This window comes from Paenibacillus chondroitinus NBRC 15376 (genome assembly GCF_004000765.1).
In the GTDB taxonomy this organism is placed as follows: domain Bacteria; phylum Bacillota; class Bacilli; order Paenibacillales; family NBRC-103111; genus Paenibacillus_E; species Paenibacillus_E chondroitinus.
In genome coordinates this window covers 50,679-76,907 of record NZ_BILW01000026.1, presented here as the reverse complement: position 1 = coordinate 76,907, position 26,229 = coordinate 50,679, and the positions used below count along the sequence as shown (strand labels likewise).

At 43.4% G+C, this 26,229-nt stretch carries 22 protein-coding genes; all 22 read left to right on the top strand.

From position 1 onward, the window contains the following. The first annotated feature begins 1 nt into the window (after position 1). The 22 genes from PCH02S_RS24295 (at position 2) to PCH02S_RS24190 (ending at position 26,213) form a co-directional block, all read left to right on the top strand. Positions 2-1,756 carry a TnsD family Tn7-like transposition protein gene (locus tag PCH02S_RS24295; protein WP_127456689.1) on the top strand — a complete coding sequence of 585 codons (1,755 nt, stop codon included), beginning with the start codon at positions 2-4 and terminating at the stop codon, positions 1,754-1,756. After that, the gene (locus PCH02S_RS24290; protein ID WP_127456688.1) at positions 1,756-3,372 is read left to right on the top strand and encodes a Tn7-like element transposition protein TnsE; all 1,617 of its coding nucleotides are present in this window, start codon (positions 1,756-1,758) and stop codon (positions 3,370-3,372) included. Before PCH02S_RS24295 ends, PCH02S_RS24290 begins: the two co-directional genes overlap by 1 nt. Before the next feature lie 141 nt (positions 3,373-3,513). Beyond that, entirely contained in the window at positions 3,514-5,976 is a 2,463-nt protein-coding gene (locus PCH02S_RS24285; protein ID WP_127456687.1) for an ATP-binding protein, read from the top strand. Between the two features lie 14 nt (positions 5,977-5,990). After that, a complete protein-coding gene (locus PCH02S_RS24280) occupies positions 5,991-7,877 on the top strand; it encodes a hypothetical protein (protein WP_127456686.1) in 1,887 nt (628 codons plus the stop codon). A 480-nt stretch (positions 7,878-8,357) separates the two neighbouring features. After that, positions 8,358-10,037, top strand: coding sequence for a TRM11 family methyltransferase (locus PCH02S_RS24275; protein WP_127456685.1), 1,680 nt, complete (start codon positions 8,358-8,360; stop codon positions 10,035-10,037). Positions 10,038-10,132: 95 nt separating this feature from the next. Continuing rightward, a complete protein-coding gene (locus PCH02S_RS24270) occupies positions 10,133-10,594 on the top strand; it encodes a DUF6602 domain-containing protein (protein ID WP_127456684.1) in 462 nt (153 codons plus the stop codon). Next, complete coding sequence (locus PCH02S_RS24265) at positions 10,512-10,970, top strand: hypothetical protein (protein WP_127456683.1); 459 nt, start codon at positions 10,512-10,514, stop codon at positions 10,968-10,970. The genes PCH02S_RS24270 and PCH02S_RS24265 overlap by 83 nt, the downstream gene beginning before the upstream one ends. 416 nt (positions 10,971-11,386) lie before the next feature. Continuing rightward, positions 11,387-12,886: an MDR family MFS transporter gene (locus tag PCH02S_RS24260; protein ID WP_127456682.1), complete on the top strand. Its 1,500-nt coding sequence runs from the start codon at positions 11,387-11,389 to the stop codon at positions 12,884-12,886. Between the two features lie 253 nt (positions 12,887-13,139). Continuing rightward, positions 13,140-14,312: an MFS transporter gene (locus PCH02S_RS24255; protein WP_127456681.1), complete on the top strand. Its 1,173-nt coding sequence runs from the start codon at positions 13,140-13,142 to the stop codon at positions 14,310-14,312. A 98-nt stretch (positions 14,313-14,410) separates the two neighbouring features. Beyond that, positions 14,411-14,938 (top strand): CBO0543 family protein, encoded by a 528-nt coding sequence (locus PCH02S_RS24250; RefSeq protein ID WP_246069234.1) that lies wholly within the window; start codon positions 14,411-14,413, stop codon positions 14,936-14,938. A gap of 133 nt (positions 14,939-15,071) precedes the next feature. Beyond that, positions 15,072-16,340 (top strand): MFS transporter, encoded by a 1,269-nt coding sequence (locus PCH02S_RS24245; RefSeq protein WP_127456680.1) that lies wholly within the window; start codon positions 15,072-15,074, stop codon positions 16,338-16,340. A gap of 73 nt (positions 16,341-16,413) precedes the next feature. Next, positions 16,414-17,517 (top strand): NADH:flavin oxidoreductase, encoded by a 1,104-nt coding sequence (locus PCH02S_RS24240; protein WP_127456679.1) that lies wholly within the window; start codon positions 16,414-16,416, stop codon positions 17,515-17,517. Positions 17,518-17,578: 61 nt separating this feature from the next. Beyond that, entirely contained in the window at positions 17,579-18,151 is a 573-nt protein-coding gene (locus PCH02S_RS24235; RefSeq protein WP_127456678.1) for a TetR/AcrR family transcriptional regulator, read from the top strand. 99 nt (positions 18,152-18,250) lie between these two features. Next, complete coding sequence (locus PCH02S_RS24230; RefSeq protein WP_127456677.1) at positions 18,251-18,838, top strand: TetR family transcriptional regulator; 588 nt, start codon at positions 18,251-18,253, stop codon at positions 18,836-18,838. Positions 18,839-19,007: 169 nt separating this feature from the next. Next, positions 19,008-19,748, top strand: coding sequence for an SDR family oxidoreductase (locus PCH02S_RS24225; protein WP_127456676.1), 741 nt, complete (start codon positions 19,008-19,010; stop codon positions 19,746-19,748). Positions 19,749-19,857: 109 nt separating this feature from the next. After that, the gene (locus PCH02S_RS24220; protein WP_127456675.1) at positions 19,858-20,376 is read left to right on the top strand and encodes a TetR/AcrR family transcriptional regulator; all 519 of its coding nucleotides are present in this window, start codon (positions 19,858-19,860) and stop codon (positions 20,374-20,376) included. Positions 20,377-20,591: 215 nt separating this feature from the next. After that, a complete protein-coding gene (locus PCH02S_RS24215) occupies positions 20,592-21,737 on the top strand; it encodes a mandelate racemase/muconate lactonizing enzyme family protein (RefSeq protein WP_164819720.1) in 1,146 nt (381 codons plus the stop codon). Positions 21,738-21,777: 40 nt separating this feature from the next. Continuing rightward, entirely contained in the window at positions 21,778-22,800 is a 1,023-nt protein-coding gene (locus tag PCH02S_RS24210) for a zinc-dependent alcohol dehydrogenase (protein WP_127456673.1), read from the top strand. Beyond that, a complete protein-coding gene (locus PCH02S_RS24205; RefSeq protein ID WP_127456672.1) occupies positions 22,797-23,564 on the top strand; it encodes an SDR family NAD(P)-dependent oxidoreductase in 768 nt (255 codons plus the stop codon). Before PCH02S_RS24210 ends, PCH02S_RS24205 begins: the two co-directional genes overlap by 4 nt. 19 nt (positions 23,565-23,583) lie before the next feature. Beyond that, positions 23,584-24,573, top strand: a complete 990-nt coding sequence (locus tag PCH02S_RS24200) for a sugar phosphate isomerase/epimerase family protein (RefSeq protein ID WP_127456671.1) — start codon at positions 23,584-23,586, stop codon at positions 24,571-24,573. 20 nt (positions 24,574-24,593) lie between these two features. After that, positions 24,594-25,403: an SDR family NAD(P)-dependent oxidoreductase gene (locus PCH02S_RS24195; protein WP_127456670.1), complete on the top strand. Its 810-nt coding sequence runs from the start codon at positions 24,594-24,596 to the stop codon at positions 25,401-25,403. Between the two features lie 36 nt (positions 25,404-25,439). Beyond that, positions 25,440-26,213: an SDR family NAD(P)-dependent oxidoreductase gene (locus PCH02S_RS24190; RefSeq protein WP_127456669.1), complete on the top strand. Its 774-nt coding sequence runs from the start codon at positions 25,440-25,442 to the stop codon at positions 26,211-26,213. Positions 26,214-26,229 lie beyond the last annotated feature (16 nt).

Here is a 26,229-nt window from a genome sequence, read left to right as displayed (position 1 = left end):
AATGCTGAGCTTTTTCCCTGTGCCTTATCCGGATGAATTACTTTACAGTGTAGTTGGTAGATACCATCTTAGAAGTGGAAATTCTAGTCCCAAGTGGACATTAAATAATCTATTTGGAACGGACTCCATGGTTCTTAATGCGGGCTTGCCTAGTCATTTGAGTGCATTCTGTCAGAAGGTACTTTGCTCCACTCGTATCGAGGTAGAGGACTGGATTGAAAGTCATACCCTTTTTTCACTTTATGCGCCCTTTATGCCCAAAGAACGGGCAAATCAATTAAAAGGTATGATGAAAAGCTCTAATGGTTCTGGCATACATGCTTTAGTTGGTTTGTCTGCTGGAGTTGTTGCAGCTAAGGAAGCATTATGTTTTTGCCCGATCTGTTATGACGAGGATATTATTCGCTATGGTGAGCCTTACTGGCATCGGAGTCATCAAGCTCTTGGTGTATTTGTATGCGCCGAACATCGCTGCCTATTGCACGTAATTACATCACCTAAAGAAGATCGTCACGGGCTAACAATATTGCCTATTTCAAGAGATTTATTTGAGTCACGTCCATGTCTTCCTTCAACCACAACGGATAAAACGATAGCTATATTAGCGAATTTTTCATTAGATATATCTAATGTCTTAACAACCAACGAAGTAGTATGCCTTTATTCAAGCAAGGGGCTTCTTCTGCCTCGTCTTGCAGAAAGAGGCTATGTTACTCCTGCCAATAGAATAAGACAGGCTCAACTTCATGAACAATTTATTGCATTCTACGGAGAAGACTTTTTGGAGCTATTGGAAAGCGACATTTCGAAAGATTCGTCTTGGTTGAATTTTGCGACTAGAAAAGAAAGACGAGTGATAAGTCCGGTGCGATATGTACTATTAATTCGCTTTTTGTACGGTTCATGGAACGATTTCATTCAGGCTATCGGTAATAAGTATCAACCATTTGGGAATAAACCATGGCCTTGCTTAAATAGAGCCGCAGATCATTTTGGAAAGAATGTTGTTCAGTCATTACAAATATCCAGATGCAGTGATACGGGCAGGCCAATTGGGATCTTTGCCTGCGAATGCGGTTTCATATACTCTAGGCGAGGTCCAGATCAATCAACAGTGGGTCGGATGCACATTGGTAGAGTTAGAGAATATGGACTAATTTGGATAAATAAAGCTAGACAATATCTCAAAGAAGGCTTGTCGTTAAGACAAACTGCAAGAATGTTAGGTGTGGATGTTGGCACAGTTATTAAATACACTCGGTCTGATAGTATAGAAACATTCAATTATGAGAAGAAATCGAAGGTTGTAGCATTTCAAGGCAGTTCAATGAAACAGGTATGTTCATGTAAAGCTACAACGAATCGCGTGAACTGGTTTCAACGAGATCAAGTATTGAGCAGTCTTGTCGCGGCTAAATGCAAGGAGATGCTTCAGATTACAGATCAAAAGCCTGTAAGAGTAAGATTTACTACTGTTGCGAAGAGAATTGCTAAATTGAGTCTTCTCGAAAATAGAAAGGATAAGCTTCCAGAAACAATGGCTGCGCTAGAGCGACACATTGAATCTGTTGAGCAGTTTCAAATTCGCCGGCTAAAGTGGGCTGCACGAAAACAAAGGGGAACATACCCATTAAAAAAATGGGAATTAATTAAGACTGCTGGATTGCGTTCGAATTATTCTGAAGCCGTAGGTCTTGAAATTGAAAAACATATATCACAAACAAGTGTTCTATATGTAGTTGATGAGGTGATCTAGTGTGTGCTGCTAAATTTCGAAAATGGCCATTTGATGCGGGTGAAACAGTAGAATTGTGCTGGATTGGATCTCTTTTTACAGGTATAAGGGCAGATTGGAGAATAAATGTGGCATTTCGCCGATCAAATAAGCCTATTGAAATAGTAGACCAACCAGTTGGTATTTGGCCAACGCTACGTTTGGGGCAATTATATACGGATGCCGTATATGAAGTAACAAGGCCAATAGCAGGTATCGTAGAAACGATTCAAGTTAGCGATATCTCAAAGGGACAACTTGTAGTAGGGTTTGACATTCCAAGCAAGCTATTGTATTTGGAAAAACAGATAGATCTGGGGAAACAGTTTGTCTGGAAATATGAGATTCAGGGTGTGGAATATTATGTCCCTATGACGGAGTGGGCAAGATGTTTGTTTGTCAAAAATCGAACACTTGCCTATTTAATTTTACAACCCCATGGATTAGAACTGATTTTCGATAATGTAAAACTGCGAAATGAAACTATGTACATTGATTTTAATAGACGTCTTCCTGTTACTGTTGCACAAAGCAAAGATAGTACCCTCCATATTGCTTGGGTTCATGGTAATGAGAAGATCCGAAATTCATGGGACTCTATCTATAATTACCTCTTTCGATCAGCATCAAAGAAGGTCGGTTTAGATCCAAAAAAAATCTTCCGTGCTGGTATGGCGTTAAAGTTTGATTTGCCTCTACTTGAGCCGTGTGAAATGATGGTTCGCTGCATACGAAAAGGGAATCAAGTTTTGGTTCAGGAGATAATGGGGATTTCTAACTTGAAGTTACCCGCAGAAAAATTAGTTTATAGTCATCCAATATTGAAGAAACAGATTGGTGTTAATGGAGCAAAAAAGACCAGAATAACTGATACATCTGATGAGGAAGATTTTGAAATAATAGATGAAAATAACTTTGCGAAAGAAAATACATATCAGGATGTGTTGGATGTCCCTCCGACCTTCTATGGTTTTGTTAATAAACCGGAGATTCTTATAGATCGAAAAGAACGTCAAAAAGTAAATGCTGGTGAAGAGGTAATTATTCCAATTGGACGCGGTGGGAAAAATCAAGGAAACGGTGCAAAAGAAGTAAGTGTTGAGGATACGGCAGTAGGTGGAGACGTCCCTCCTATTGAGTTTGAAAGCTCGCTAGCTGTTCCCATGTCTGAAGGTATTGGTTTAGAGGATTTCTTTAAAGTTATTCGTAAGTTGATTGATGATTATGGACTGAACATTAAGATGAGTGTGTTTCAGCTTCCATTAGGGAAAAGATACTCAATTTGTGAGAATGGGTTACGGAGAACTTGTGCTTTGGTTCAAGTAACGACAGCAGTTTCACAGAAATATATTCTTGAGATGGCTCGTCCGGATAGTTGGTCTATATCAACATTAATATTAACGAATATGAATAAGTTATCTGCAAAGGAAATTGAGAATAACATAAAATATCTGTTAGAGGAAGTAGTGAAAAAAGGGGGACACTGGGATCAGTCTATTTTAAATAAATGCATAAATTTGGACATTCAAAAGCATAAACATTATAGAAATGATGATATTATAATATGGGCGGATAGGTTGTATCGTAAAACAGTTTAACGTCGTTCAGCTAAGCTAATGTAAAAATTTTTAAATTTTATCGGAAATTAGGTGCATAAAAGAGGATTTAAAGGGTATTTTGTCAAAACTAATATTAATTAGTAATACTTTTGACCTATTTTACTAAGAGGGTGTGTTTATTTGAATTCTCATGAGGATACCAATAGATTAGATTATATTGAAGAGGTCGGTCTTACGGCTTCAGCTAGATTAATTTATCAATTAGGAGAACAGCTCATTTCTGATGAGTTTGTTGCTCTAAGTGAATTAATTAAGAATGCTTATGACGCTGATTGCAGGGGGGTACGTATCTTAGTTGATACAAATGCTGATACACCTTATGGGAAAGGAAAAATTGTAATTGAAGACAATGGAAATGGAATGACGAGATCAATATTATTGAAATCTTTTTTAAGGGTTTCTACGTCATTTAAAAAAACCGAAAAACTATCTCCCTTTTTTAAACGAAGAACTTTAGGAGAGAAAGGCCTAGGCCGGCTGTCTATTCAAAGATTGGGCAATTTTGTTACGGTCAATTGCTCACCTAGAATTGATAGATTAAAGGGCTTCGTACCTAGAGAAGATGTGGAGTTTTATCAAATATATAATGATTACACAATTATACTTGATTGGAAGGGATTCGAGGATTCGGAGAGAGATATTTCCGATGTTAAAGCAAAGTGTATTTTTGCCTTTAAGTCAGAACCGAGGCCAGGTACAAGAATAATAATTGAAGGTATTAGAAACTTAGAATTTTGGAATATTGATTCGAGGAAAGAATCAAGAATTCGAACAGAATTGTTTGGAATGGTAAACCCATTTACCCAGAATTTGGATCAAAGCTTTCAAATTATGCTCGAAGTTGATGGCGAAAAATATTCAAACGAAAAAATTGATGAAAATGTTCTGGATGTTATTAGTGATATAAAGGTAAGTTTTTCGTTCATCAATTGGAATTTGCAGGTTAGGGTAGAGACAAGAAAAAAATATCTTGATAGGTTGTTAGAAGACACGGTAAAAAGGATGCAAAGATCGGGCTTTGAGGAGTGTTCTCTGGGAAAACAGTATGAAACCATTATAAGTAAATACGACTTAGATTTAAGTAAAGAAGAATATAAGAAAGAACATCCTTACTTAAAAAGTGTCAAGCTTCAAAAGTGTTTTGATTTATTTAATGGTTTTGACGTGTTAGCTAATCCAGGTAATTTTCATGGGAACATATACGTTTGCGAACAATCTCCAGAGGCTTTAAATGAGGCCATAAGTAGCTTGGGTGAGGCTGGCGTGTTTTTAAAGAATCTTAAAGAAATAAGGTCAATATGGAGTGCAGCTGTAGGTGTATATTTGTTTAGAAATGATTTTAGGATACTTCCTTATGGTCCTGAAAAAGATTGGCTGAAGTTTACGGCTAGGTCACAACGTGGGAAAAGCAACTCTTATAAGGCTCATACTGTATCTGGATATGTTCAGTTAGATGGAGAGAGTAGTGAGAATTTAAAAGAGCAAACTAGTAGATTGGGTTTAATTGAAGATGAATTCGGTGTTAATTTTCTTACAATCGTCGGTGATGTAATTGCTGATATTGCATTCAGAGAAGATGTCGATCACAGAGGCAAGTTTGAAATTAAAACCCAAAATGAAGATATTGAAGTAACGTCTATGGATAAAAATATTATATTTAAACGAGCCTTACCTGTGGAGGAAGTCAAGGAAAAAATAATTGATGACTTACATAAAGATTTCAGTAACCTTGGAACTAGGCAAATAGATTTTGCTGAAAATGTTACAAGTCGAATAAATCAAAATCTGCAAAATCTTGTTCAAATTAATCAAGAAGAATCAATACATAGAAGGCAAGAAAAGTATCTACAGGCACAAAAAAATGAAAAATTAAGTGCATTTATAGGCTTGGCTGGGCAAGGTATGATTGTAGAGTCACTTACTCATGAATTACATAGAATTGAAACAAATATATCGGATTATGCACGAGAGACAAAAAGAAGTTTAGTATCGTTGAAAAATGGATTTGATCTTGCTAAATTAGATTTTTTAATAAGTAATCAAGACCATATTATGCAAGAAATCTATTATTTACAGCAGCAATTAGAACATTTGGAGCCAATGTATAGAAGAAATCGATTTGTAATTAGTGAAATTAATTTAAAAGAATATTTAGAAAACATGTACCTAAAAGAAAGTCCTTTGTCTAGAAAAGCACAAAAACAAAAAGTAAGTGTAAAAATAACAGGCGATGATTTAATTGTTCATACGAATAAAGGTATTGTAGTAACTGTTTTTGATAATCTTTTTTTAAACTCTATGTATTGGGTCCAAGAAGCAGAAACTAAAGAAATAATTTTTGAGGTAAATAAGCATGCCCGAATGATAACCATGTGGGATTCAGGTTTGGGCATTCACCGAAATATTGAATCTAAACTTTTCGAAGCAGAGGAAAGTATGAAACCTGATGGCCGTGGGTTAGGGTTGTTTATTGTAAAAGAATTAATGAGAACTATTAATGGAGAAGTAAACTTGGATAGTCATAGAAATGTACATGGCAATTTATTTAAGTTTAAAGTTATATTTCCGGAGAGTAAATCTTAAGGATGTGGAAAAATATGTTAACCAATGAAGTTGTAGAGTCAGAGGAAGCTGTGGAAATAGAGACAGATGTTATTTTTGAACAAATCACTAACTTAATTAAGGAATTGGGAGTAACACACATTTTCTCTTATGACGATGAGTGGGACATGGTTAGTAAAGAGGGAGAAATAAACGTTGCTTTAGAAATGGGCGTTGAAAAATTCTTTGAAGAGTTTGCTTTTGATATTGAAGAAAGTATCTTAACTTTTTTATTTGATGAAGGAGTTAATTCAGTTCAGGAGTTTCTAGATTTTGAAAGCCCTCGCATTAAGATAATTAAGAGTGATGTAATTAAGTTTTTAAATAAACAACGCAATAAAAAGGTACTTAAAACTTTAGATACATTCCTTCAGCAGTTAAATGAGCATGGAATTATAGTTGAGAAATTTTCCAATGCGATCTTTACAACAACTATAGAAGATGTTCAAGGACGGATATTATTTTTACTCGATATGAATATGGAAGAGTCAGATACACCAAAACAAGATGTAGTTGTGGAATCGCTATTGAAAATTAACGAATCAAGAAAAAATAAACTTGATCTAGCACTGGTATACTCACACGAGAATCTTAGTGTGTATAATGATCATTCTACTAAGCGTACATATTTAGAAACAGCGTTTAAAGAAAACGAGGCTTTGCCTGAAATTCCCACAGAACAGCTTTATTTACTAGCGTACCAACTCTGGGCTGTCCAGAAGACTCCCCAAATTGAGGAGTTAACTGGCACATTTGTACAAGCTTTGGAAAAGGCAGCATTTGGACACTCGCTCCATGACTACTTGCAATTAAAAATCTCAAATATTAATGATGCAATGTTTGAATTAATTAAATTCCCAGAAGATAAGTTTGATTTACTCTATAGAGACTCATTTGTTGAAGGGCAACTATTTCATCATACGCTTGATAAGACCCATAAAAGTTTACTAAATAAAGTAGAATATGAAAAACTGCGAGGAGATATAGATTACCGGAGAGTGGTTTCAAATGTTCTTAGAGTTGCAAGAGCATCCAATCCTCGCTTACTTGAAGATATGAGTAAAGAGAGGGAAATTAAAGATTATAGAAAAAAGTTAATTCAAAAGAAAATATCAGAGAAACTCTACCAAAATGTTTCTGAGTTTGGGTTGGTGGATTATTCAGTTAATTATACGCATCAAGATATTATGACAGGGGATATATTTTCTTTAAATTTATTTGAACAAGGAGGTGGAGAAGAGGTTCGTAAGTATGGAATATTAATAACAGCAATATGTGATCTCCCCTTAAGATTTTCTGAAAAAATAAGTGATGGAATTAGTAGAAATGAAAACTGGGTAACATTATATTTATTTGATGCTAAGCCCGTAAATTTAGTTGTTGAAAAATTAAAGGGTGATTTTGCAGGTAAATATATTTGGCCAATAATGGACACGGGTCAGGCTGACACTTATTATGCACTAATTCCAACTAAGTCGGCTATCAATATAGATGCAAGTTTGTTAGATTTATGTACACTTAATCAGAACGGCCATGCAAGTATTGCAACTATTCCAGAAGGCTCACCAGTATTTGATTTTAAAACATATCATTTTAAGGAATACTATGAAACTCATCTTAAAAGTTGGTCGCAGAGTATTATAAATATAGAAAATTATTTTTCTTTAGGCGCTAACCCAGCTCTAAGGGGGACAGAAGATACTATTCTTCAATATATTCCTGTTCTTGCAGGTTTAAAGTATTCTGTAAAACTAGATGTTGAAGGTCAGAAGTTTTGTGCGCAACGGATTGGTAGGTTAGAAAATAGTAGAGTACAAAAAATAATACAAGGAAACGCAAGTTCTATTAGTCGAATTGGAACTGATATTAATCCGTTGGCATAATTATCAGTTATAACAGAAGGAGTTATTATGAACGTTGAGAAACTGGGATGGAGTAATCAAATAATAAATCAGCTACAAAAATATTTTAGTGCAGTTAGTGTATCCTTTCCTCTTCTTCAACGAACGTCAAGAATAACTTTGCATGTGACAACATTAGAGGACCAGATTGTGTTATCGAAGTAGATTATTTAGAAAACAAGCAGGTTGGTGAATCATTCTGACACGAATGTACAAGTCATGTTGTTCAGTAGCATGTTCAGGATATTCCCCAGCATCAGGGATGCTTCCCTAGATAATGAATTTAAGAACGCTTTGACAAAATGGATCGATAGCTGCTACTCTAATGCTACTGTTTAAACAAAACTGGATAGTTTATATTGCTTTCATTTGTTTTTAAGATGTATACTGGTAATGATAAAATAATGAGCCGCGCATCATTGATGTGCGGCTCAATCCTGGATTCAGTAAGGGGGAATAAAAATGGGAGCCAATGTTGAGAATGAATGGTGGAAAGAACTTAATCTTAACTATTCAGGCGAAAATAATTTCGCATCGTTCTTTTCATCTGAAGGAAACATTCATATGTACCCCGCCAAAGCTGTACCTGAAATGGTTTCTTCATTACTAAAAAAACTCAAAGAACAGTATTCCATTTCTAAAGTCTTAGATCCATTTGTTGGCAGTGGAACTGTTGCACTGGAATCGAAATATCTAGGGATGGATTTCTATGGTTCAGATATGAATCCTCTTTCAATTCTGTTGACTAGAACAAAAGCGTTAACTGTCCAGAAGACAGCATTTATTGAGAGTACACTTCGTGGATTCACTGATTCAATCGTTACTAAATATTCATCACAAACATTAGTGAAATTGTTTGCATTTGAAAACATTGATTTTTGGTTCAAAACTAATAATATAAGAGAGATTTCTTTTTTAAAAGAAGAAATTGATTGCTTTTTAAGAAAAAGTGTGGGGAAAAATAGGGAAACCTTTTCATTAATATTATTAACAGCATTTAGTTCCACAATTCGCGAGAGCTCTTTAACTAGAAATAATGAATTTAAATTATATCGAATGTCTCCAAGTGATATTAAAAAGTTTGAAATCGACTCCCTTTTAGTATTTAAAGACAAGATTTCAAACTTATTGAGTATGTTAGTAGAAACAAACAAGATTTCTACGAACGAAACAACTACAAATATTAAACTAAATAATGCTAAGAATTTATCTTGTTTTATCAACAAAGGTATAGATGCTATTTTGACTTCTCCCCCTTATGGAGATTCTCAAAGTACCGTGGCCTACGGACAATTTTCAAAACTTTCTTTGCAGTGGTCAAAGGATCTATTATCGAGATACCTAGGAATTCAAACAGAAGCAGAAAACGTTGATGAATATCTCTTAGGTGGAAAAAGATCAACAAGCACTGTTTCGCTTAGAATGATTTTACGCAGATCAGAAACTCTTAGGGAACTATTTCGATCCATGAGGATGAACTGTAGTGAAGAAATTAATAATCAGCGGAAGTTACTTAGTTCTTTAAAAGTGCTGCAAAACAATATATTAGAGGGTACTTTTAATTATAAGTTCTTAGAAAATAACAAAGAGCTCTTTGAGTTAATAAGAGAACGAATTCGGTTGGATTTTTTTAGGATATACAATACCTCTACTGCTCTAACAAACAAACAAATAAAAGTGTCGGCAGAAGAGTCAAGAGATGAGTTTTTTAATAGTCTTAAAAGGAATATAAATAACAAAGCGATGCTAAGACACTTGGAAAGCAAGATACCTTTTGTTTCAGAGACAATTAAAAGGAAAATAAAAGCTACACCACGTCGAGTTAGGTCTATTCTTCATTTTTTTAAAGAGTTATACTTAGTTGTTGAACAAACGGATAAAGTTTTGTCGAGTGAAGGTGTGCAAGCATGGATTGTCGGGCATCGTACGATATTAGGCTCTATTAATGTTGATATGGCTGGAATATTAAATGATTGGTTCGTTTCGATGGGATATAGCAAAATTACCACTTTACACAGACAATATTCGTTTAAAAGATTGCCACATCATATTAACTCTACAGCTTCACGCAAAAACGAAATTAAGACCATGATGCAAGAGCACATAGTCGTTGTGAGAAAAATCAAAGAAAAATTGATTTAATAACCTATGAACTTGAAATCCTTTAGAATTTATAAAACGGGTTGCCTTAAAAGGTAACCTTTTTCTTTTATGAAGAATTATAAGGGGGATTCAGAGTGTATAATTATAGTAATAATGGAGTTGCTTTAATTGAGTATTTTAGAAAAAAGTCGAATGAAATCATTAATATTGCTTCGCAAGTTATAGCTAAGAATGCAACCTTACGTGGAAACCATTTGGAATTAGTAATGTCAAAACTTTTAAAAGATTTTATTCCTAAAAAGTATACACTGGGTACGGGTGTGGTTTTTGATCCTTCTGGAAAGCAAAGTCTTCAATCTGATGTAGTTATATGGGATGAGCAAAACTACCCGAGGATCGAGCAATATGGACATAATTTGTTTTTTGTAGAGTCAGTAAAAGCTGTTCTGGAAATTAAAACGAATTTTAGTTCCAATAATATGAAAGATATCATTAATAAGTGTGAGAGAGTAAATGAATTATTCCCAATCCGGCCTAGTAGAAGAACTGTATTCAATAAAGCACGCGATGTATTGCTTACAGACTGGGATTGCTAATAATGGCACATTAATTGCACGGCCCAAAATTGTGACTGGAGCTATAGTTTTATCTGGGGGTAAAGTATCGGTAGATATAATTAAGAAAAATTACTATGAAAGATTAGAGGATGGTTGGCCCGAAATATTACTATTTTTAGATGCCGGTATTGTAACTATTAAAGATATTTATGAAGGATACATAGATATCTACCGAGCAGGTGAAGATGCATTATTAGTGTTTATGAAAGAACTACTCAAAATACTCTCGTACAGAACAAGTGAAATAAACGGTGGATTTTATCTCGATAATTATTTGTTTGCTATGCGGTCTATTGAGTTTGATACAATTGAGTATCCACTAACAAGGCCACCTTATGGTCAAAGAGGGATATAAGAATTAAAGCTATATCAATTAAAGAAGAAAATGCTTTTGATTTAACATGGATAGTTCAACTATTGTATATCTTTAGTCTAATACTTTATTATTCTTTTTTTAATGTTGTAGTGCTTTAGTTAATTGGTGAGTCTAAAACTTATTTTTCAAAAGCTGAAAGTTTCCGATGTTTAAATGTCAGTCAAATCAGCACATCCAGTCTAATACTTTATTATTTCCAAACAACAAGAAACCATTACCTATCAAAAGGTGATGGTTTCTTTTTGTTTTCAGGTATAATCGCTAGCTTAATTGACAAATTAAAAAAGAGTCCTACGACGCCCCTTTCTCCGAGTCTATCGAACAATACAGAAGGAATAGTTACTCAGTCATTATTATCCATCATCTAGAGCTCGATGAGCAGAAAGCAGGGACCTATGTCAACTCCTACGCAAGCAAAACCAACGTCGGCCGGAGGGAACGACGATTTCTCGCTGAAAGCCATTCTGCCGCCGCTCATGGCGATTATTGTCGGTATGATCATGGTTATTCTAGACAGCACAGTGGTCAATAATGCGATTCCAAAACTCGTTGAATACTTTAACACCGATTTGAAGACGATTCAGTGGACCGTCACCGGCTATACGCTGGCCTTATCCGCTGTTATCCCTCTTGCAGGCTGGATGACCGATAAATTCGGTTCCAAGCAAATTTTTATGGTTACTATTGCCTTGTTCACGATCGGATCTGTGCTGTGCGGCATCGCGCAAACGCCGGAACAACTGATCATATATCGTGTCATTCAAGGCTTAGGTGGAGGAATGGTGTCCCCTATCGGGATGGCTATGGTGTTCAAGCTGGCGCCTCCAGAGCGCCGTGGATCCATCATGGGTGTGCTCGGCATTCCCATGCTGATGGCTCCGGCTTTTGGCCCGGTATTATCCGGTTGGTTGGTCGATTCGGTCAGTTGGCATTGGATATTTATTATCAATCTGCCAATCGGCATTATCGCTTTCATTCTCGGATATAAATATTTACCGAAATCTGTCCGTCATAAGGCGCCACATCTCGACGTCCTGGGCATGTGTCTCGCTCCGATTGCGTTCTCCATGTTGGCATACGGTGTAAGTGAAGGAGGCACTAGCTGGACCTCCGCTTCAACGATTACGGGCTTGGCGGTCGGAGGCATAGCGCTCATTATCTTTATTTTCGTGGAACTGTCACAGAAGGAGCCGCTGCTGGAATTGAAAGTATTCAGGTCGTCGGACTTTACACGGAGTATCATCTTGACATGGATCGTACAGCTCGCGTTGTTTGGCGCAATGTTGATTGTGCCCTTGTATTTACAAGGCGTTATGCACTATACCGCTCTTGAGACTGGTTGGATTCTGATGCCTCAGGCCATATTCGCGGGAATCGGAATGCCAATCAGCGGCCGGCTGTTCGATAAAATCGGTGCGCGTCCTCTAGCCTTCGGCGGACTTGCCGCCGTATCTGTTGCTCTGTTCATGTTGTCCGGCATCTCAGTGAATACCTCGCTGTGGGTTATCATCCTGTGCATCTGCATCATGGGTCTAGGCATGGGCTTCTCCATGATGCCTCTGAATACCCATGTCCTGAACTCTGCGCCTCGAAGCTTAGTAAGCCGTGTTACACCGCTGACAACTGCCGCTCAGCAGGTCGTGGTCTCGTTCGCGGTAGCCGGCTTGACGGGTTACCTGACATCGCAGATCACATCGTACGCGGCAAGTGCTGGAGCGGGAGCGAATCCGCTGAATGCGGTAGTTCAAGGTTACGGCGATACGTTTTTCTTGTCCGCGTGCATTGCGACCGCAGGTGTGGTCCTATCACTCATTTTACGAAAGCCGAAAAAGCTCAAAGAAGAAGGAACCGCTGGCGGAGAAAATCCCGACCCCGCGATGATGATGGGACACTAACCGTGAATCGGCTTTTTCGGAATAGCCTTGGCCGCTAGTTGGCTAAGGCTTTTTTTAAGATCGTGAGAGGTAAATCAGACGACTGTACATAATACCCATTGACATGGTACAGATCTGTCTGTATTATTTGTAATTGAATATGATACAGACCTGTCTCTATTATGCAATGAGGGCTCTGAAACTGTGGTGGATAAGGAAAGTAGAATATGGATTTTATAACTAGTAAAAGTTATGAGAGGAGAGGGACTATTTTATGAAAAAAATGCTCTGGATCATTCTTATGATGTCATGCGGAGCTACCTTTATATCATCCTTGTTCCCTGTATATGGGAAGTATTATCATTTGAGCAGTCTGGAAATCACCATTTTGTTTGCTGTATATGCCGTTATTTTGCTTCCTACTTTACTTATTGTGGGAGCCAAAGCGAACTCGTGGGGACTGAAAAGAGTACTACGCATAAGTATATGGATATCCATTGCAGCAACGCTGCTCTTTATAGTAAGCCAGAACGTCTGGATGCTCTATACGGCAAGGATTCTCGAAGGTGTCGCATACGGGACTTTTACAGGTACGGCCACTGCTTTTCTATTAAAACAAACCTCTTCCAATAAAATTAGTACGGCAATCAAATTCTCGGGGGTCATTGTTAATCTTGGCTTTGGCCTGGGTCCGGCCATTTCAGGTTTAGTCGTCCAATATATACACATTCAGCCGCTGCGTATGCCATTTTGGGTTTTGCTCGTCCTATTAGTGATTTCTTTGGTACTCCTGGAACTGCTGCCGAAGGCAGAAGATTCCCAAAAGCCGGCAAAAGCGAAGATTTCACTGGGTATTCCCAACAATATTCGTACCCACTTTTTTTCAATAATCGGTCTTCCTGCATTTATTTTTTTCATGTTAGGTGGGATTGTACTTTCTCTTATTCCATCTTTCGTCAAAAGCGTCATTCACACGTCTAATCTTTCTATAGCGGGATTGTTAATGCTCATGCTTCTTGGTGTGGGCGGCTTGATGCAATTCTTTCCTTGGTTGCAAAATCCGGTTACGCGGATGCGTATTGGCATCGTGTTCCTAGCCGTCGGACCCTGGATTACTGTTTTTTCCGGTCAGAAAGAAAATTTATTTTTACTTGGGACTGGTATGCTCATTCAAGGAATTGGCGCTGGATGGTCGTTTCAAGCCGCATTAAGGTTTGCCGGTCAACTGCCGAAGCCGGAAGAACGGCCACAAGTCATTTCGGCCTTTTATTTGTGCGCCTATGCGGGATTCATCATTCCTCCAATTGGCGTCGGTGTGTTGACTCGTTTTTTTAGCTTAAACTTTTCATTGGTTATTCTTAATTCGGTTGCGGCTCTTCTCGTTATTTATGTACTGGTTTACTCCGTCAAATTTAATCGATATTATTCAACAATTACATCCCATTAAACATTAATGGTGAAAACTATTTCTGTCTCAACTCATATTTGTACGCATTTGATAGCACACTACGGTTAAGAGATTTATTCTATTAGGAGGTTATCACGTTGGAGAAATTATTATTAAGGATGCTGTTTCTGTCTTGTGTGGCAGCTGTGCCCTTTGTTTTGAAACGTAAAAACTTGCTTATGCTCTTAATCGTGTTCTTTGCAAAAGGTGTGCTTGCGGTTACGCTGGATTCCTATTTCATCAAAAAGAAGAGCATTGCCTACCCGGCACGCCCTTTCCCTAAAATTTTTGAAACGAATATTCTGTACGACTTTTTCTTCTACCCGCTATTAAGCGTAATTTGGGTAAGAACGACTTATAACAGTAAACCGGCGGAGCTGATGCTCAGAAGCCTGTTCTTTAGTGTCCCTATGTCCCTGTTGCAGTGGGCTTTAGAAAAGAAAACGAAGTTATTCAAGTGGAATTCATGGACAGTTTTGCATACTTTCGCATCCCTCAACTTCACGTTATTTACAATACGAGGATTTGTAGGTTTAGTTAGAAGATTACTGCCGAATGACGGATTATTACAAATGGACGAAGCTAAGTATGACAGTCCGGAACTAACCGCTAAGGCTGCTGGTTGACCGTAAAACATCCTGATGAAGAAGCAATTCGTCGGGATGTTTTTTTCATTGACAACATGGAAACCTGTAGTGTAACATACAGATTATATTTTTGAGAATGAACATTCTCAATAACCGGAAAGGGTGAGAAGAGATGTTGAAGGAAAATAAACTCTCCAAGTTTTATTATGGTTGGGTTGTTATAGGTATTGTGTTTCTATCGCTGCTCGTCTCGGCAGGCATCAGTTCTTTTCCGAGCGTATTAATTCAGTCGCTTGAAAAAGAATTTGGCTGGACGCGAGCATCCATATCAGGCGTTATCTCCATTCGTATTTTATTATATGGGCTCATTGGTCCGTTCTCGGCCGCTATGCTGGCTAAATTCGGAGTTCGCCGAACCATGGTCTTCGCCATTATACTGATGCTGATTTCATTAGGGCTTACACCATTCATCACGGCAGTTTGGCAGCTTATCCTGTTGTGGGGGGTACTCGGCGGTATTAGTACGGGCGCTTTGGCTAATGTCTTGGGAATAACCGTCGCGAATCGCTGGTTTGTGAAGCACAAAGGGTTGGTAATCGGCCTGCTTACAGCGAGTGCCGCAACTGGTCAATTGCTTTTCCTTCCTTTGCTAGCCAAGATTACGAGTGACAGTGGTTGGCGTAATGCCGTTTATGTCATTATGGCGGCCCTTCTTATCCTGCTGCCGATCGTTGGGATCTGGATGAGAAATCATCCTTATGATAAAGGTTTAGCTCCACTTGGTACTACGGAAGTTGTGAAGCCAGCACCTTTCCAAGGGAATTTGCTGCTTACTCCAATCCGCACACTATTCTCAGTGATGAAGAATCTGACATTCTGGATGCTGGCCGGGACCTTCTTCTTTTGCGGATTCTCAACCAATGGACTGATTGGTACACATTTAATTGCAGCCTGCGGAGACAGCAATATTCCGATTGTTACCGCTGCAAGCCTACTCGCGTTGATGGGAATCTTCGATCTTGTGGGGACTACGTTTTCGGGTTGGTTATCTGACCGTTTCGATAGCAGATGGTTGCTGTTCTGGTATTATGGCCTGCGCGGTCTATCATTAATCTTTCTACCTTATGCACTTGGTACGGGTTATACGCAGCTTACGGTATTCGCGGTATTTTATGGACTGGACTGGATCGCAACGGTTCCACCGACAGTGAAATTGACCTCTGATGCCTTTGGCAAAGAGAAAGCAGGCATGGTTTTTGGTTGGATTCTGGTTGCTCACCAAGCAGGTGCATCTACAGCAGCTTACGGCGCAGGCTTCCTGCGTGAACTCCTCGGCAGCTACACGGTGCCGTTTGTTGCCGCCGGTTTCGTCTGTCTGATTGCAGCGATTGTAGCACTGAGAATTCGCAGCAGAAAAGCGGCTGCTGTAGCAGCAGCTTAACAAATAATTAAGCCAAACTAAGGAAAAGGTAACAGTGACGATCGTGATGAAACACGACAGATGGAGGGATCCCATGAGTATTGGCCAAAAGCAATCCATTCAACCGTTATTTCAACCTTTCACACTCAACCAACTTACCTTAGCTAACCGTATTGTTATGGCACCTATGACAAGAAGCAAGTCTCCAGATGGCATACCGGGGGCCGATGTAGCTGCTTATTACCGTAGACGCGCAGAGAATGGTGTCGGTCTAATTATGACAGAGGGAGCTATTATCGACCATCCTGCTGCGACAGGTGACCCGAACATCCCGCACATGTATGGGGAAGATGCGCTGAACGGCTGGGCTCATGTTGTGAAGGAAGTGCATGCGGCAGGCGGGAAAATTATTTCCCAGCTTTGGCATGTGGGGATTACCAGGAGGACACGATCAGAGCCGAATCTGGAGGCAGCTTCCATCTCCCCCTCGGGCATTGACTTAATGGGGGAAAAAGCAGGCGAGCCGATGACGGAATCAGAGATTGAGGGCGTCATTAAGGCTTATGCGGATGGAGCTGCGAACGCCAAGCGGATTGGTTTTGATGGCATTGAGCTGCACGGCGGTCACGGTTATTTAATTGATCAGTTCTTCTGGGAGAAAACGAATCAACGAACGGATCGCTATGGCGGCAACCTCGTTAAGCGGACGCGTTTTGCGGTAGAGATTATTGAAGCTTGCCGGCAGGCGGTCGGACCTGATTTTCCCATCATTCTGCGGATCTCGCAATGGAAAATAGGTTCCTATGGCGCCAAACTGGCAAAATCACCGGAGGAGTTGGCTCAGTTTCTGGCACCTCTCGTGGAAGCAGGTGTGGACATATTCGACTGCTCGAGCCGGCACTTCTGGGAGCCGGAGTTTCCTGGCTCAGAACTGAATCTTGCAGGCTGGACCAAGAAGCTGACCGGCAAGCCGGCCATCACGGTTGGTTCGGTGGGGCTTGAATCCGAGCCGTTTGACCAGAAGGATGAGCACGAAATGATCGACGAGTTGGTGGAGCGGCTTGATCGTAAGGAATTTGATCTGGCTGCCATTGGCCGCGCGATGTTGGCAGATCCGGCCTGGGCTGCAAAGATTCGCGAAGGTCGCGACAATGAGCTAATTCCGTACACAGCGGATCGACTGAAAGACCTGATGTAGCCGAAGTGGGTGTCAAACGGACCCAAATGCTATACTAATCTCTGTATGAAGGGGGTAGCGTATGGCTAGGAACAGAGAGTTTGAAGTGAATACCGTACTGGGTAAAGCGATGGGCGTTTTCTGGGAAAAAGGATATGAAAAAACATCCATGCAGGACCTGGTTACCGAAATGGGTGTCCATCGAAGAAGCATCTATGATACCTTCGGAGACAAGCATGATCTCTTTATGAAAGTGATTGACCGTTACGAAGAAGTGGTCGGTACTCGGATCTACCATGCTGATGGGCAGACATCACCGAAAAAGGCGATCAGAGAAATTTTTGAACGGGTGATTGGTAAAAAAGAAGATAAACCACGAGGGTGTTTAATGGTCAACACCGCTGTGGAACTTGCCATCCATGATGAGGAAGCCGCGGCTAAGGTCAATGAGAGCTTTTCCAAAACGGAGGCACGCTTGCAAGAGCTTGTTGAACTTGGCATCAAATCGGGAGAAATAGACGCTGGGCAGGATGCTCGAAAGCTTGCGCAGTTTTTAAATAATACGTTGCTTGGACTGCGGGTTCTGGTCAAAACGACGGAAGATGCAGAGAAGCTGCAAGGCATCGTAGATACAACGCTATCTATGCTCGATTGACGGATGGATTGAAACAAATGACAGAAAACCATAGTTGATACTTTAAGTTTGTTTATTCCTTGTGCTATGATGAGAATCATACTTAGGGAGAAGACGGATATGGCGAATGATCAACCCTTAACAAAGGAAGCAATTCTGGAAGCCGCGGAACAGGTTCTGCGGCGTTATGGCCCAGAGAAAACATCAGTCGTAGATGTTGCCAAAGCACTGCAAGTCAGTCACGGGACCTTATATCGACACTTCCCGAGCAAAGCTGCTTTGCGCGAAGCTGTGACTGAGCGTTGGCTGCATAGGATTGCGGAGCCACTGCAGGAGCTTGCGAATCAATTGGATGGCAGTGCGGCAGATCGGCTGCGCACATGGCTTGAGGCGCTGATCCAAAGTAAACGGAAGCATGTGATTGAGGATCCGGAAATGTTCGGCATGTACTCGGCGGTGACTTTGGATGCCGTTGAAATGATTGCAGAGCATGTCCAACATCTAATCGGTCAAATGACGGGTATCATCGCAGATGGCGTGAACGCGAAGGAGTTTCGTTCTGGCGAACCTGAGGCTATGGCAAGGGCTATTTTTTTCGCGACAACGAGATTTCATCATCCCGCTCATGCCTATGAGTGGTCCTCTTCAACGATTGACCAAGAGTTTGATTTGGTGTGGGAATTAATCCTTTCGGGGATTCGCAAATGATAGAAAGACCTGGCGGTGATTTCGATTTTCCGCTGGGTCTTTTTTTTGCATAAGGGGCGAGTCGATAAATAATGACAAATATATAATTTTGTCAGTTGTAATTTGTTATCGTTATACATATAATAGACTCATAAGCCAAACAATGAAGGTAACGAGGAGGAATCATCGCATGTCTAACTTATCCGGGAAAGTAGCCATCATAACAGGAGCATCCAGAGGGATCGGGAGAGAGATAGCCGAGCTTCTCGCCAAGCATGGCGCGAAGGTCGTCATTAATTTCGCCAGCAATCCTGCTAAGGCAGAAGAAGTGGTGGCGAGCATTAAGCAAAACGGCGGAGAAGCTTTGCCTGTCCAGGCGGATATTAGCCGAGTATCCGATATTGAGCAGCTTTTTCAGACAACATTAGCCGCGTATGGACAAATCGATATTCTTGTCAATAACGCAGGCATTATGATCACAAAGCCTTTAGCTGTTATGACGGAGGAAGACTTCGACAAGCAGTATGCCATCAATGTAAAAGGCACTTATTTTGCGATCCAGCAGGCGCTTAAGCATATGAATAAAGGCGGCCGCATTATTAATTTCTCAACATCCGTTGCCGGGATGATGTTTCCTACCTATAGTGCCTATGCAGGCACGAAGGGAGCCGTTGAGCAGATTACACGCCAGCTCACCAAAGAATTGGGACCGGCGGGCATCACGATTAACGCGGTGGCACCAGGGCCGGTAAATACCGAGCTCTTCACCGTCGGTAAGTCAGAAGAGCAGATTCAGGGGATCGCGAATTTAAACGCCTTTGGACGATTGGGAGAACCGGAAGATATCGCAGGCGCCGTGCTTTTCTTGGCCAGCGAAGAGTCGCGTTGGATCACCGGTCAAACCATTCGGATTAACGGCGGCATGGTGTAAAAGCGGCAAGTTAGAGTTGCAATCTCCAACTATGTGGGTTATACTAGGTCCGATTAGTGATTGACCAATCACTAATCGGACTTTTTAACAGATGAGGAGGTCGCGGCAAATGGTGAAGGGTGTAACGTCTACCGATCGACGCAATGATATTATTCATTCCGCTGTCGAAGTATTTGCCGAATTCGGTTATTATCGTGCGACAACTGCGCAAGTGGCAGAACGTGCTTCCATTTCACAGCCTTATGTGTATCGGTTTTTCACTAAGGAGTCCCTCCTGGAAGCTGCCCTGGAGCTCTCATGGCAGCGCATCCTTCAAGCTTTCCAGCGCGTGAAGGAAACGACATCCCCAGAGCTGCTGGAACTTGGCTTCATCCGCGCCTACGAAGAGATTACGCAATCGCACAGAAATGAGATTTTGCTGCAGATGCAGGCGCAGACGATCCAGGAAGCCCCTATCCGTGCTGTTATGAAGCGGGGGATGAATGAGGTAAGGCAGTTCGTGATGCAGGCTTTTGAGGAGGCAGGACTTCAAGAGGCTGAAGAGATGACGACGATGTTTTTGGCGCGGGGGATGCTGTGCAACGTTTCCTTGGCACTGGATATGCCCGATTTGATGATAAAGAAATAATTAAGATTTTTTTCAACACTATAAATTGATTGAACAATCATAACGCAAGAGGGCTAGCGCATCCAGCTGCCCTCTTCTTTGTCGTTTATCGGAAAAGTCCAACATGTTTTCTCCTTTAGGCAAATATCAGGGCAAATGGATTTGTTACAATGCATATGAAAGCTTGTAATGGCGCTTATTTCTCTAATATGGAAAGTGAAAGGACAGGTTGCGGAATGATCATTACCAATGTGGAGACATTCATCGTCGGGAACTCATGGAAAAATTGGCTTTTCGTCAAACTGCATACGAAGGAAGGCATTTATGGCATTGGTGAAGGCACGCTGAACGGGTTCGCAAAAACGGTGGAAGCGGCGATTCATGAGCTGAAGCATCTGTATATCGGGATGGACGTTCATGATGTGGAAACCATCGCACTCAAGATGACGCGCGACGTGTATTCGGATGGCGGTCAAATCCAGGGCTCGGCGCTGGCAGCTATTGAAACCGCTTGCTGGGATATTATTGGCAAAGAGGCTGAACTCCCGCTGTATAAGCTATTGGGTGGCAAATGTCACGAAAAGCTGCGCTGCTATGCGAACGGGTGGTACCGGGGACCGCGTGATCCGCAAAGCTTTCACGAAAAGGCCAAGGACGTTGTCGCTAGAGGTTACACGGCGCTAAAATTTGATCCTTTTGGTAACGCGTGGCGCACCGTGGAAAGGAAGGATTTTCGCACGGGAATTGAAATTATCGCGGCGGTTCGTGAAGCGGTAGGTCCAGATGTTGACCTTCTCATTGAAGGACATAACCGCTTCAGTGTACATACGGCTCTTCAATTCGCAGAAGCAATGCTGCCATATGAGCCTACGTGGTTCGAGGCGCCGGTGCCTCCGCAGCGAATCTCCACCATGGTCGAGGTAGCGAAGCGCAGTCCCGTGCCAATTGCCTGCGGCGAGGACTATTACAATCGCGAACAATTCGCCGAGCTGCTGCAGCATGACGCGGTGCATATCGTTCAACTGGAGCCGCAATACCTCGGCATCTCCGCTTCCAAGCAAATATGCGGGATGGTTCATGCGCATGGCGGGGTTACGGCTCCACATAGTGCGCAGGGGCCAATCTGCTCGGTGGCCTGTGCGCATTTGAATATGGCGACGCCGAATTTCTTCATTCATGAAATTTTTGACGAATTTAATGAGCCGTGGGAAGAGCAGCTGCTCACGCCTCCGCTGAAAGTGGATCGCGGTTATCTGCTCCCGCCTGAGGGGCCGGGTTTGGGCATTGACCTTAATCTGGAGGAGATTGCGAAACATCCGTATGATCCCGGTCACTGGCTCCCCCTATTCAAGCAGGGCTGGGAAAAGCGCGAGAAGCATTGACTAAGCGTGGCGAAGCTTGTAGCCATAAGGAGGATAGCGCATGAAAGCGTTGGTATATGAAGGGCCCAGCACCATGAACATAAGGGAAGTGGCGAAGCCGGTCCCTGGACCGAATGAGGTGCTGATTCGTGTGGAGCGGGTGGGCATTTGCGGCTCCGAATTGAGCGGTTTTTTGGGGCATAATTCGCTTCGCAAGCCGCCGCTCATCATGGGTCACGAGTTCTCCGGCGTCGTGGAGCAAGTTGGAAGTGGCGGGGACGGGGAAGCTAGATTCCGCCGAGGGGATCGGGTGACGGCCAACCCGCTCGTGTCCTGCGGTCGCTGCCGCGCCTGTACGACAGGGGCAGCGCAGCTGTGCCCGGAGCGCCAATTAATCGGCGCGCACCGCCCTGGAGCATTCGCGGAGTATGTCGCGATTGCAGAGAAGAACGTGTACCGGCTGGACGATCACGTTTCTTTTGATGAAGGCGCTTTCGCAGAGCCGTTCGCCTGCGCTGTGCATATCTGCAAGCTGCTCAGACCGCTGCCAACCGATCGCCTCCTGATTATGGGAGCTGGGCCAATCGGTCTTCTGGCTCTACAGGCAGCGAAGGTGTACGGCTTGCAGCAGGTCGTAGTCGTTGATATCAATGAACAGCGACTCGAAATTGCCAAGGATCTTGGAGCTGTAACCGTAACTCGCGTAAGCAGCCTTGTGGAGGGGCAAACCTTCGATGCGGCCATTGATGCCGTCGGCATGGAGCTGACCCGCCAAACTTGCGTGGAGTCGGTGCGTCCGGGGGGCCGGGTCATTTTCACGGGTCTGCATGAGGAAACAAGCCGCCTGCCGATTAATAAAATGATCCGCAGCGAGATTCAGATGACGGGAGCTTTCGCGTACCATTCGGATGATTTCGAGACGGCGCTGCAGTGGATTAGCGAGGGACGTGTCAGCTTATCGCCGTGGACAAAACTTGCTCCGCTTGAAAGCGGAAGCGCTTGTTTTGACATGCTCATCAAAAATCCGGGGAAGATCGCGAAAATACTTATGACGCTGGATGAGAAAGGGGAATTTGTCCAATGAGTTTGGAGCTCTTCAAACTAGATGGCCGTGTTGCTTTAATTACAGGGGGGACACGGGGGCTGGGCTATGTGATGGCTCAGGCGTTGGCAGAGGCTGGGGCTGATGTGATCGTGACGAGCCGCGAGAAGGAGAAGGCGGAAGCGGCAGCACGCGCCATTGCCGAGTCAACCGGCAGACGGGCGCTCGGCTTAGCGGTGGATGTTACGGTAGCCGAGCAGGTTGAGGCGATGGTTGCGGATTCCGTCCAGGCGTTCGGACGGATTGATATTTTGATCAACAATGCAGGGATTAATGTGCGGAAGCCGATCGAAGATTTTGATGAAGCAAGCTGGGATCTCGTTCAGAATACGAACTTAAAAGCGCCGTATCTATGCGCCCGCGCAGTCGCCAAAACGATGAAAAGCCAGCGCTACGGCAGGGTTATCAACCTGTCCTCTATGCTGGGGAGCATCGCGCTGCCGGAAAGAGGCGCTTATTGTTCCAGCAAAGGCGGCCTGATTCAGCTAACGAAGGTGCTTGCTTTGGAATGGGCGCCATATAACATTACGGTGAACGCGCTTTGCCCGGGACCGATTGCGACGGAGCTGAACACGGTAGTGATGAATAATCCGGAAGCGAATCGCTTTTTTATCGAAAATATTGCTTTGGGGCGTTGGGGCAGGCCTGAAGAAATCATCGGGGCTATTATTTACATGGCATCGGAAGCGTCCAGCTTCATGACAGGGGCTTCCATGGTTGTGGATGGCGGTTGGACGGCGAGATAGAAGGGAAAGGTGAATTCGGATGAAACTCGGACTTGCTGTGTACGGCACTACGTTTATGATGGGCATCCATCCCCGCTCGACGCGTCCGCGTATCACGGCATCTCAATTGCTTGAGCAGGCGACCGGGTATGGGCTTCAAGGCATTGAGCTTCCTTTGTCGCTGCTTGAGGGCGAAGATGCAGCTGCGTTAACTCGCCAAGCTAAGACTAGAGGGCAATATCTCGTAGTAGCCTCAGGTGGCTACGATCCGAAACCGCTTAAGGAAGCTATTGAAGCGGCTGCGAGGCTAGGCGCGCCAACCGTTCGCACGGTCGTAGGCGGTGCGGATTTTGGCGGTGATCGGCGCAGAATGGCCGGGCGGTGGCCGTCATTTTTGCAGGAAGTGTTATCCGGGTTGGGAGAGGCGGCGAGGGCTGCGGAGCAGGCAGGCGTCGTACTGGCGGTGGAGAATCATCAAGATCTGGCTTCCGAGGAACTGTTATGGCTCTGTCAGGAGATCGGTTCGCCCTATTTCGGTATTACGCTGGATACCGGCAACCCGCTGGCGACGGCGGAAGAGCCGGTAGATTTTGCCCGGAGGATAGGACCACATCTTAAGCATGTGCACATGAAGGATTATTGGATCTACATGAGCGATGACGGCTATCGCCTCGTACGTTCTCCTTTAGGCCAAGGCGTCGTGGATTTCGCTGCGCTGTTTCAGGTGTTTGAAGAGTATTGTCCGAAGGTCAATATGTCGATGGAGCTCGGAGCGCTTGAAGCGCGCCATACGAGAGTACTCTGTGAGGATTACTGGCAGGATTACCCGCAGCGGTCAGCAGCGCAGCTTGCCAACCTGTTGCGTTTTGCACAGGCCAATGCCAGACCCACTGGAGATTGGCGAACCCCTTTTGAAAAGGGGGCATCGGAAGAAAACATTATCGCCTATGAACAGAGGCAGTTTCTGACGAGCTTGTCCTATTTGCAAAATTTGCTGCAAACGCATAACACCGCTTCGCAGACGATGTAACGGGAAGGAGAGAGACCTGGATGCATATTGACCTATCTGGAAAAGTGGCAATTGTTACCGGTGCCGGCCGGGGGATCGGGAAAGTGATTGCTCTGGCGCTTGCCAAGGAAGGCGTGACGACCGTTGTCACTGATATCAATGAGTCGAATTTGGGGGACGTGCAGAAGGAGTTTGATCGCAGCGGTTGCAAAGGGGGTACGTACCAATGCGATGTGCGCAACTATGCGCAGATTCAAGAAGTCGTGCAGCATGTCGTGGATCAGTATGGCCGTATTGATATTTTAGTGAATAATGCCGGGGTCGCCGGAGGAGCACCTGTGGATATCCTTTCCGAAGAGGTTTGGGACTTAAACCTTGATATTAATTTGAAAGGGACTTTTCTGATGTGCAAGGCGGTTGCGCCGGTCATGAAAAAGCAAGGAGCGGGCCGGATCATGAACGCGGCCTCGTTCGCCGCCATCGTGCCGAGCTATGGCAGTGCAGCCTATGCCTCCTCCAAAGCCGGTGTGGAGCAATTCACCCGTGTGTTGGCCGGCGAGCTGGGCCCCTGGAACATTACGGTGAACTGCTACGCTCCCGGGATGATTCCGACGGACATGAACCATTTCGCTGAGCTTCAGGAGCCCCAGCAGCAGCGCTTGCTCGACACCTTGACGCTGCGCCGCTGGGGAGAGAAGGCGGATGTTGCTAACCTGATTTGCTTCCTCGCTTCTGACTATGCCGGTTATATCACTGGCACGATGATTGATATCAGCGGAGGGAAGCTGGCCACACAAATCCCGCGGATGGCTTATGAGAAAGCGGCCGCCGAGGGTGCTTACGAGTTCTAGAGGGCGTTCAGGTTCTAGCGACGAAGGAGGAGTACGATGAAAGGTACAGCTAGCTTTCAATATGATGGCAAAACCGTGCTCGTCACTGGAGCAGCCAAAGGGATCGGTGCTGCCATTGCCGAGCAGTTCCTGCTGTCAGGAGCGAACGTTGTGATCGCTGACGTAGATGAGCATGGGGAAGACGTTGCTGCTGCATGGCGGAAGGAAGGCCGCCCAGCGCAATTTTTCCGGTGCGATGTTTCCAAGGGCGCAGAGGTGGAGCAGATGGTGGCCTTTGCAGAGACATCGTTCGGGGGCTTGGACATCGTGGTGAACAATGCCGGCATCTTTCCCAGAGCCGACTTATTCCAGACGGATGAAGCGTTCTGGGATCTTGTGATGGGGGTTAACCTCAAGGGAGCTTACTTGACCTGCCAAGCGGCGGTGCCTGGCATGATTCGCAGAGGGGGAGGCAATATCATCACTATTGGCTCCCTCCACGCAAGAAAGGGATCACCGGATACATTGGCTTATTCGATTTCAAAAGGTGGTATCGTCACGTTGACGCTGAATTTGGCAGGAGCTTTAGCCAAACACCGAATTCGTGTGAACTGCATACATCCTGGCTGGGTCGCTTCCGAAGGGGAGATGGCTCGCCTTGCTTCGACAGGGGAAGACGAAAAGTCTTTGGAGAAAGCAACGCAACGCATGCCTATGGGGCGAATGCAAAATGGTCAAGATATTGCATCTGCTGTTCTTTTTATCACATCTGATCAGGCAGGACAAATTACGGGCCAGCAGCTTACGGTGGATGGTGGACTCGGTTTGTAATCCGGATAAAATGAGC

What these genes read in the sequence shown, in the direction of transcription:
- PCH02S_RS24200 (WP_127456671.1), top strand. Translation starts at nt 23,584, where the DNA reads ATGAAACTCGGACTTGCTGTGTACGGCACTACGTTTATGATGGGCATC.
- PCH02S_RS24205 (WP_127456672.1), top strand. Translation starts at nt 22,797, where the DNA reads ATGAGTTTGGAGCTCTTCAAACTAGATGGCCGTGTTGCTTTAATTACA.
- PCH02S_RS24280 (WP_127456686.1), top strand. Translation starts at nt 5,991, where the DNA reads ATGTTAACCAATGAAGTTGTAGAGTCAGAGGAAGCTGTGGAAATAGAG.
- PCH02S_RS24225 (WP_127456676.1), top strand. Translation starts at nt 19,008, where the DNA reads ATGTCTAACTTATCCGGGAAAGTAGCCATCATAACAGGAGCATCCAGA.
- PCH02S_RS24235 (WP_127456678.1), top strand. Translation starts at nt 17,579, where the DNA reads ATGGCTAGGAACAGAGAGTTTGAAGTGAATACCGTACTGGGTAAAGCG.
- PCH02S_RS24220 (WP_127456675.1), top strand. Translation starts at nt 19,858, where the DNA reads ATGGTGAAGGGTGTAACGTCTACCGATCGACGCAATGATATTATTCAT.
- PCH02S_RS24230 (WP_127456677.1), top strand. Translation starts at nt 18,251, where the DNA reads ATGGCGAATGATCAACCCTTAACAAAGGAAGCAATTCTGGAAGCCGCG.
- PCH02S_RS24265 (WP_127456683.1), top strand. Translation starts at nt 10,512, where the DNA reads ATGAATTATTCCCAATCCGGCCTAGTAGAAGAACTGTATTCAATAAAG.
- PCH02S_RS24255 (WP_127456681.1), top strand. Translation starts at nt 13,140, where the DNA reads ATGAAAAAAATGCTCTGGATCATTCTTATGATGTCATGCGGAGCTACC.
- PCH02S_RS24240 (WP_127456679.1), top strand. Translation starts at nt 16,414, where the DNA reads ATGAGTATTGGCCAAAAGCAATCCATTCAACCGTTATTTCAACCTTTC.
- PCH02S_RS24275 (WP_127456685.1), top strand. Translation starts at nt 8,358, where the DNA reads ATGGGAGCCAATGTTGAGAATGAATGGTGGAAAGAACTTAATCTTAAC.
- PCH02S_RS24215 (WP_164819720.1), top strand. Translation starts at nt 20,592, where the DNA reads ATGATCATTACCAATGTGGAGACATTCATCGTCGGGAACTCATGGAAA.
- PCH02S_RS24245 (WP_127456680.1), top strand. Translation starts at nt 15,072, where the DNA reads ATGTTGAAGGAAAATAAACTCTCCAAGTTTTATTATGGTTGGGTTGTT.
- PCH02S_RS24260 (WP_127456682.1), top strand. Translation starts at nt 11,387, where the DNA reads ATGTCAACTCCTACGCAAGCAAAACCAACGTCGGCCGGAGGGAACGAC.
- PCH02S_RS24195 (WP_127456670.1), top strand. Translation starts at nt 24,594, where the DNA reads ATGCATATTGACCTATCTGGAAAAGTGGCAATTGTTACCGGTGCCGGC.
- PCH02S_RS24295 (WP_127456689.1), top strand. Translation starts at nt 2, where the DNA reads ATGCTGAGCTTTTTCCCTGTGCCTTATCCGGATGAATTACTTTACAGT.
- PCH02S_RS24190 (WP_127456669.1), top strand. Translation starts at nt 25,440, where the DNA reads ATGAAAGGTACAGCTAGCTTTCAATATGATGGCAAAACCGTGCTCGTC.
- PCH02S_RS24210 (WP_127456673.1), top strand. Translation starts at nt 21,778, where the DNA reads ATGAAAGCGTTGGTATATGAAGGGCCCAGCACCATGAACATAAGGGAA.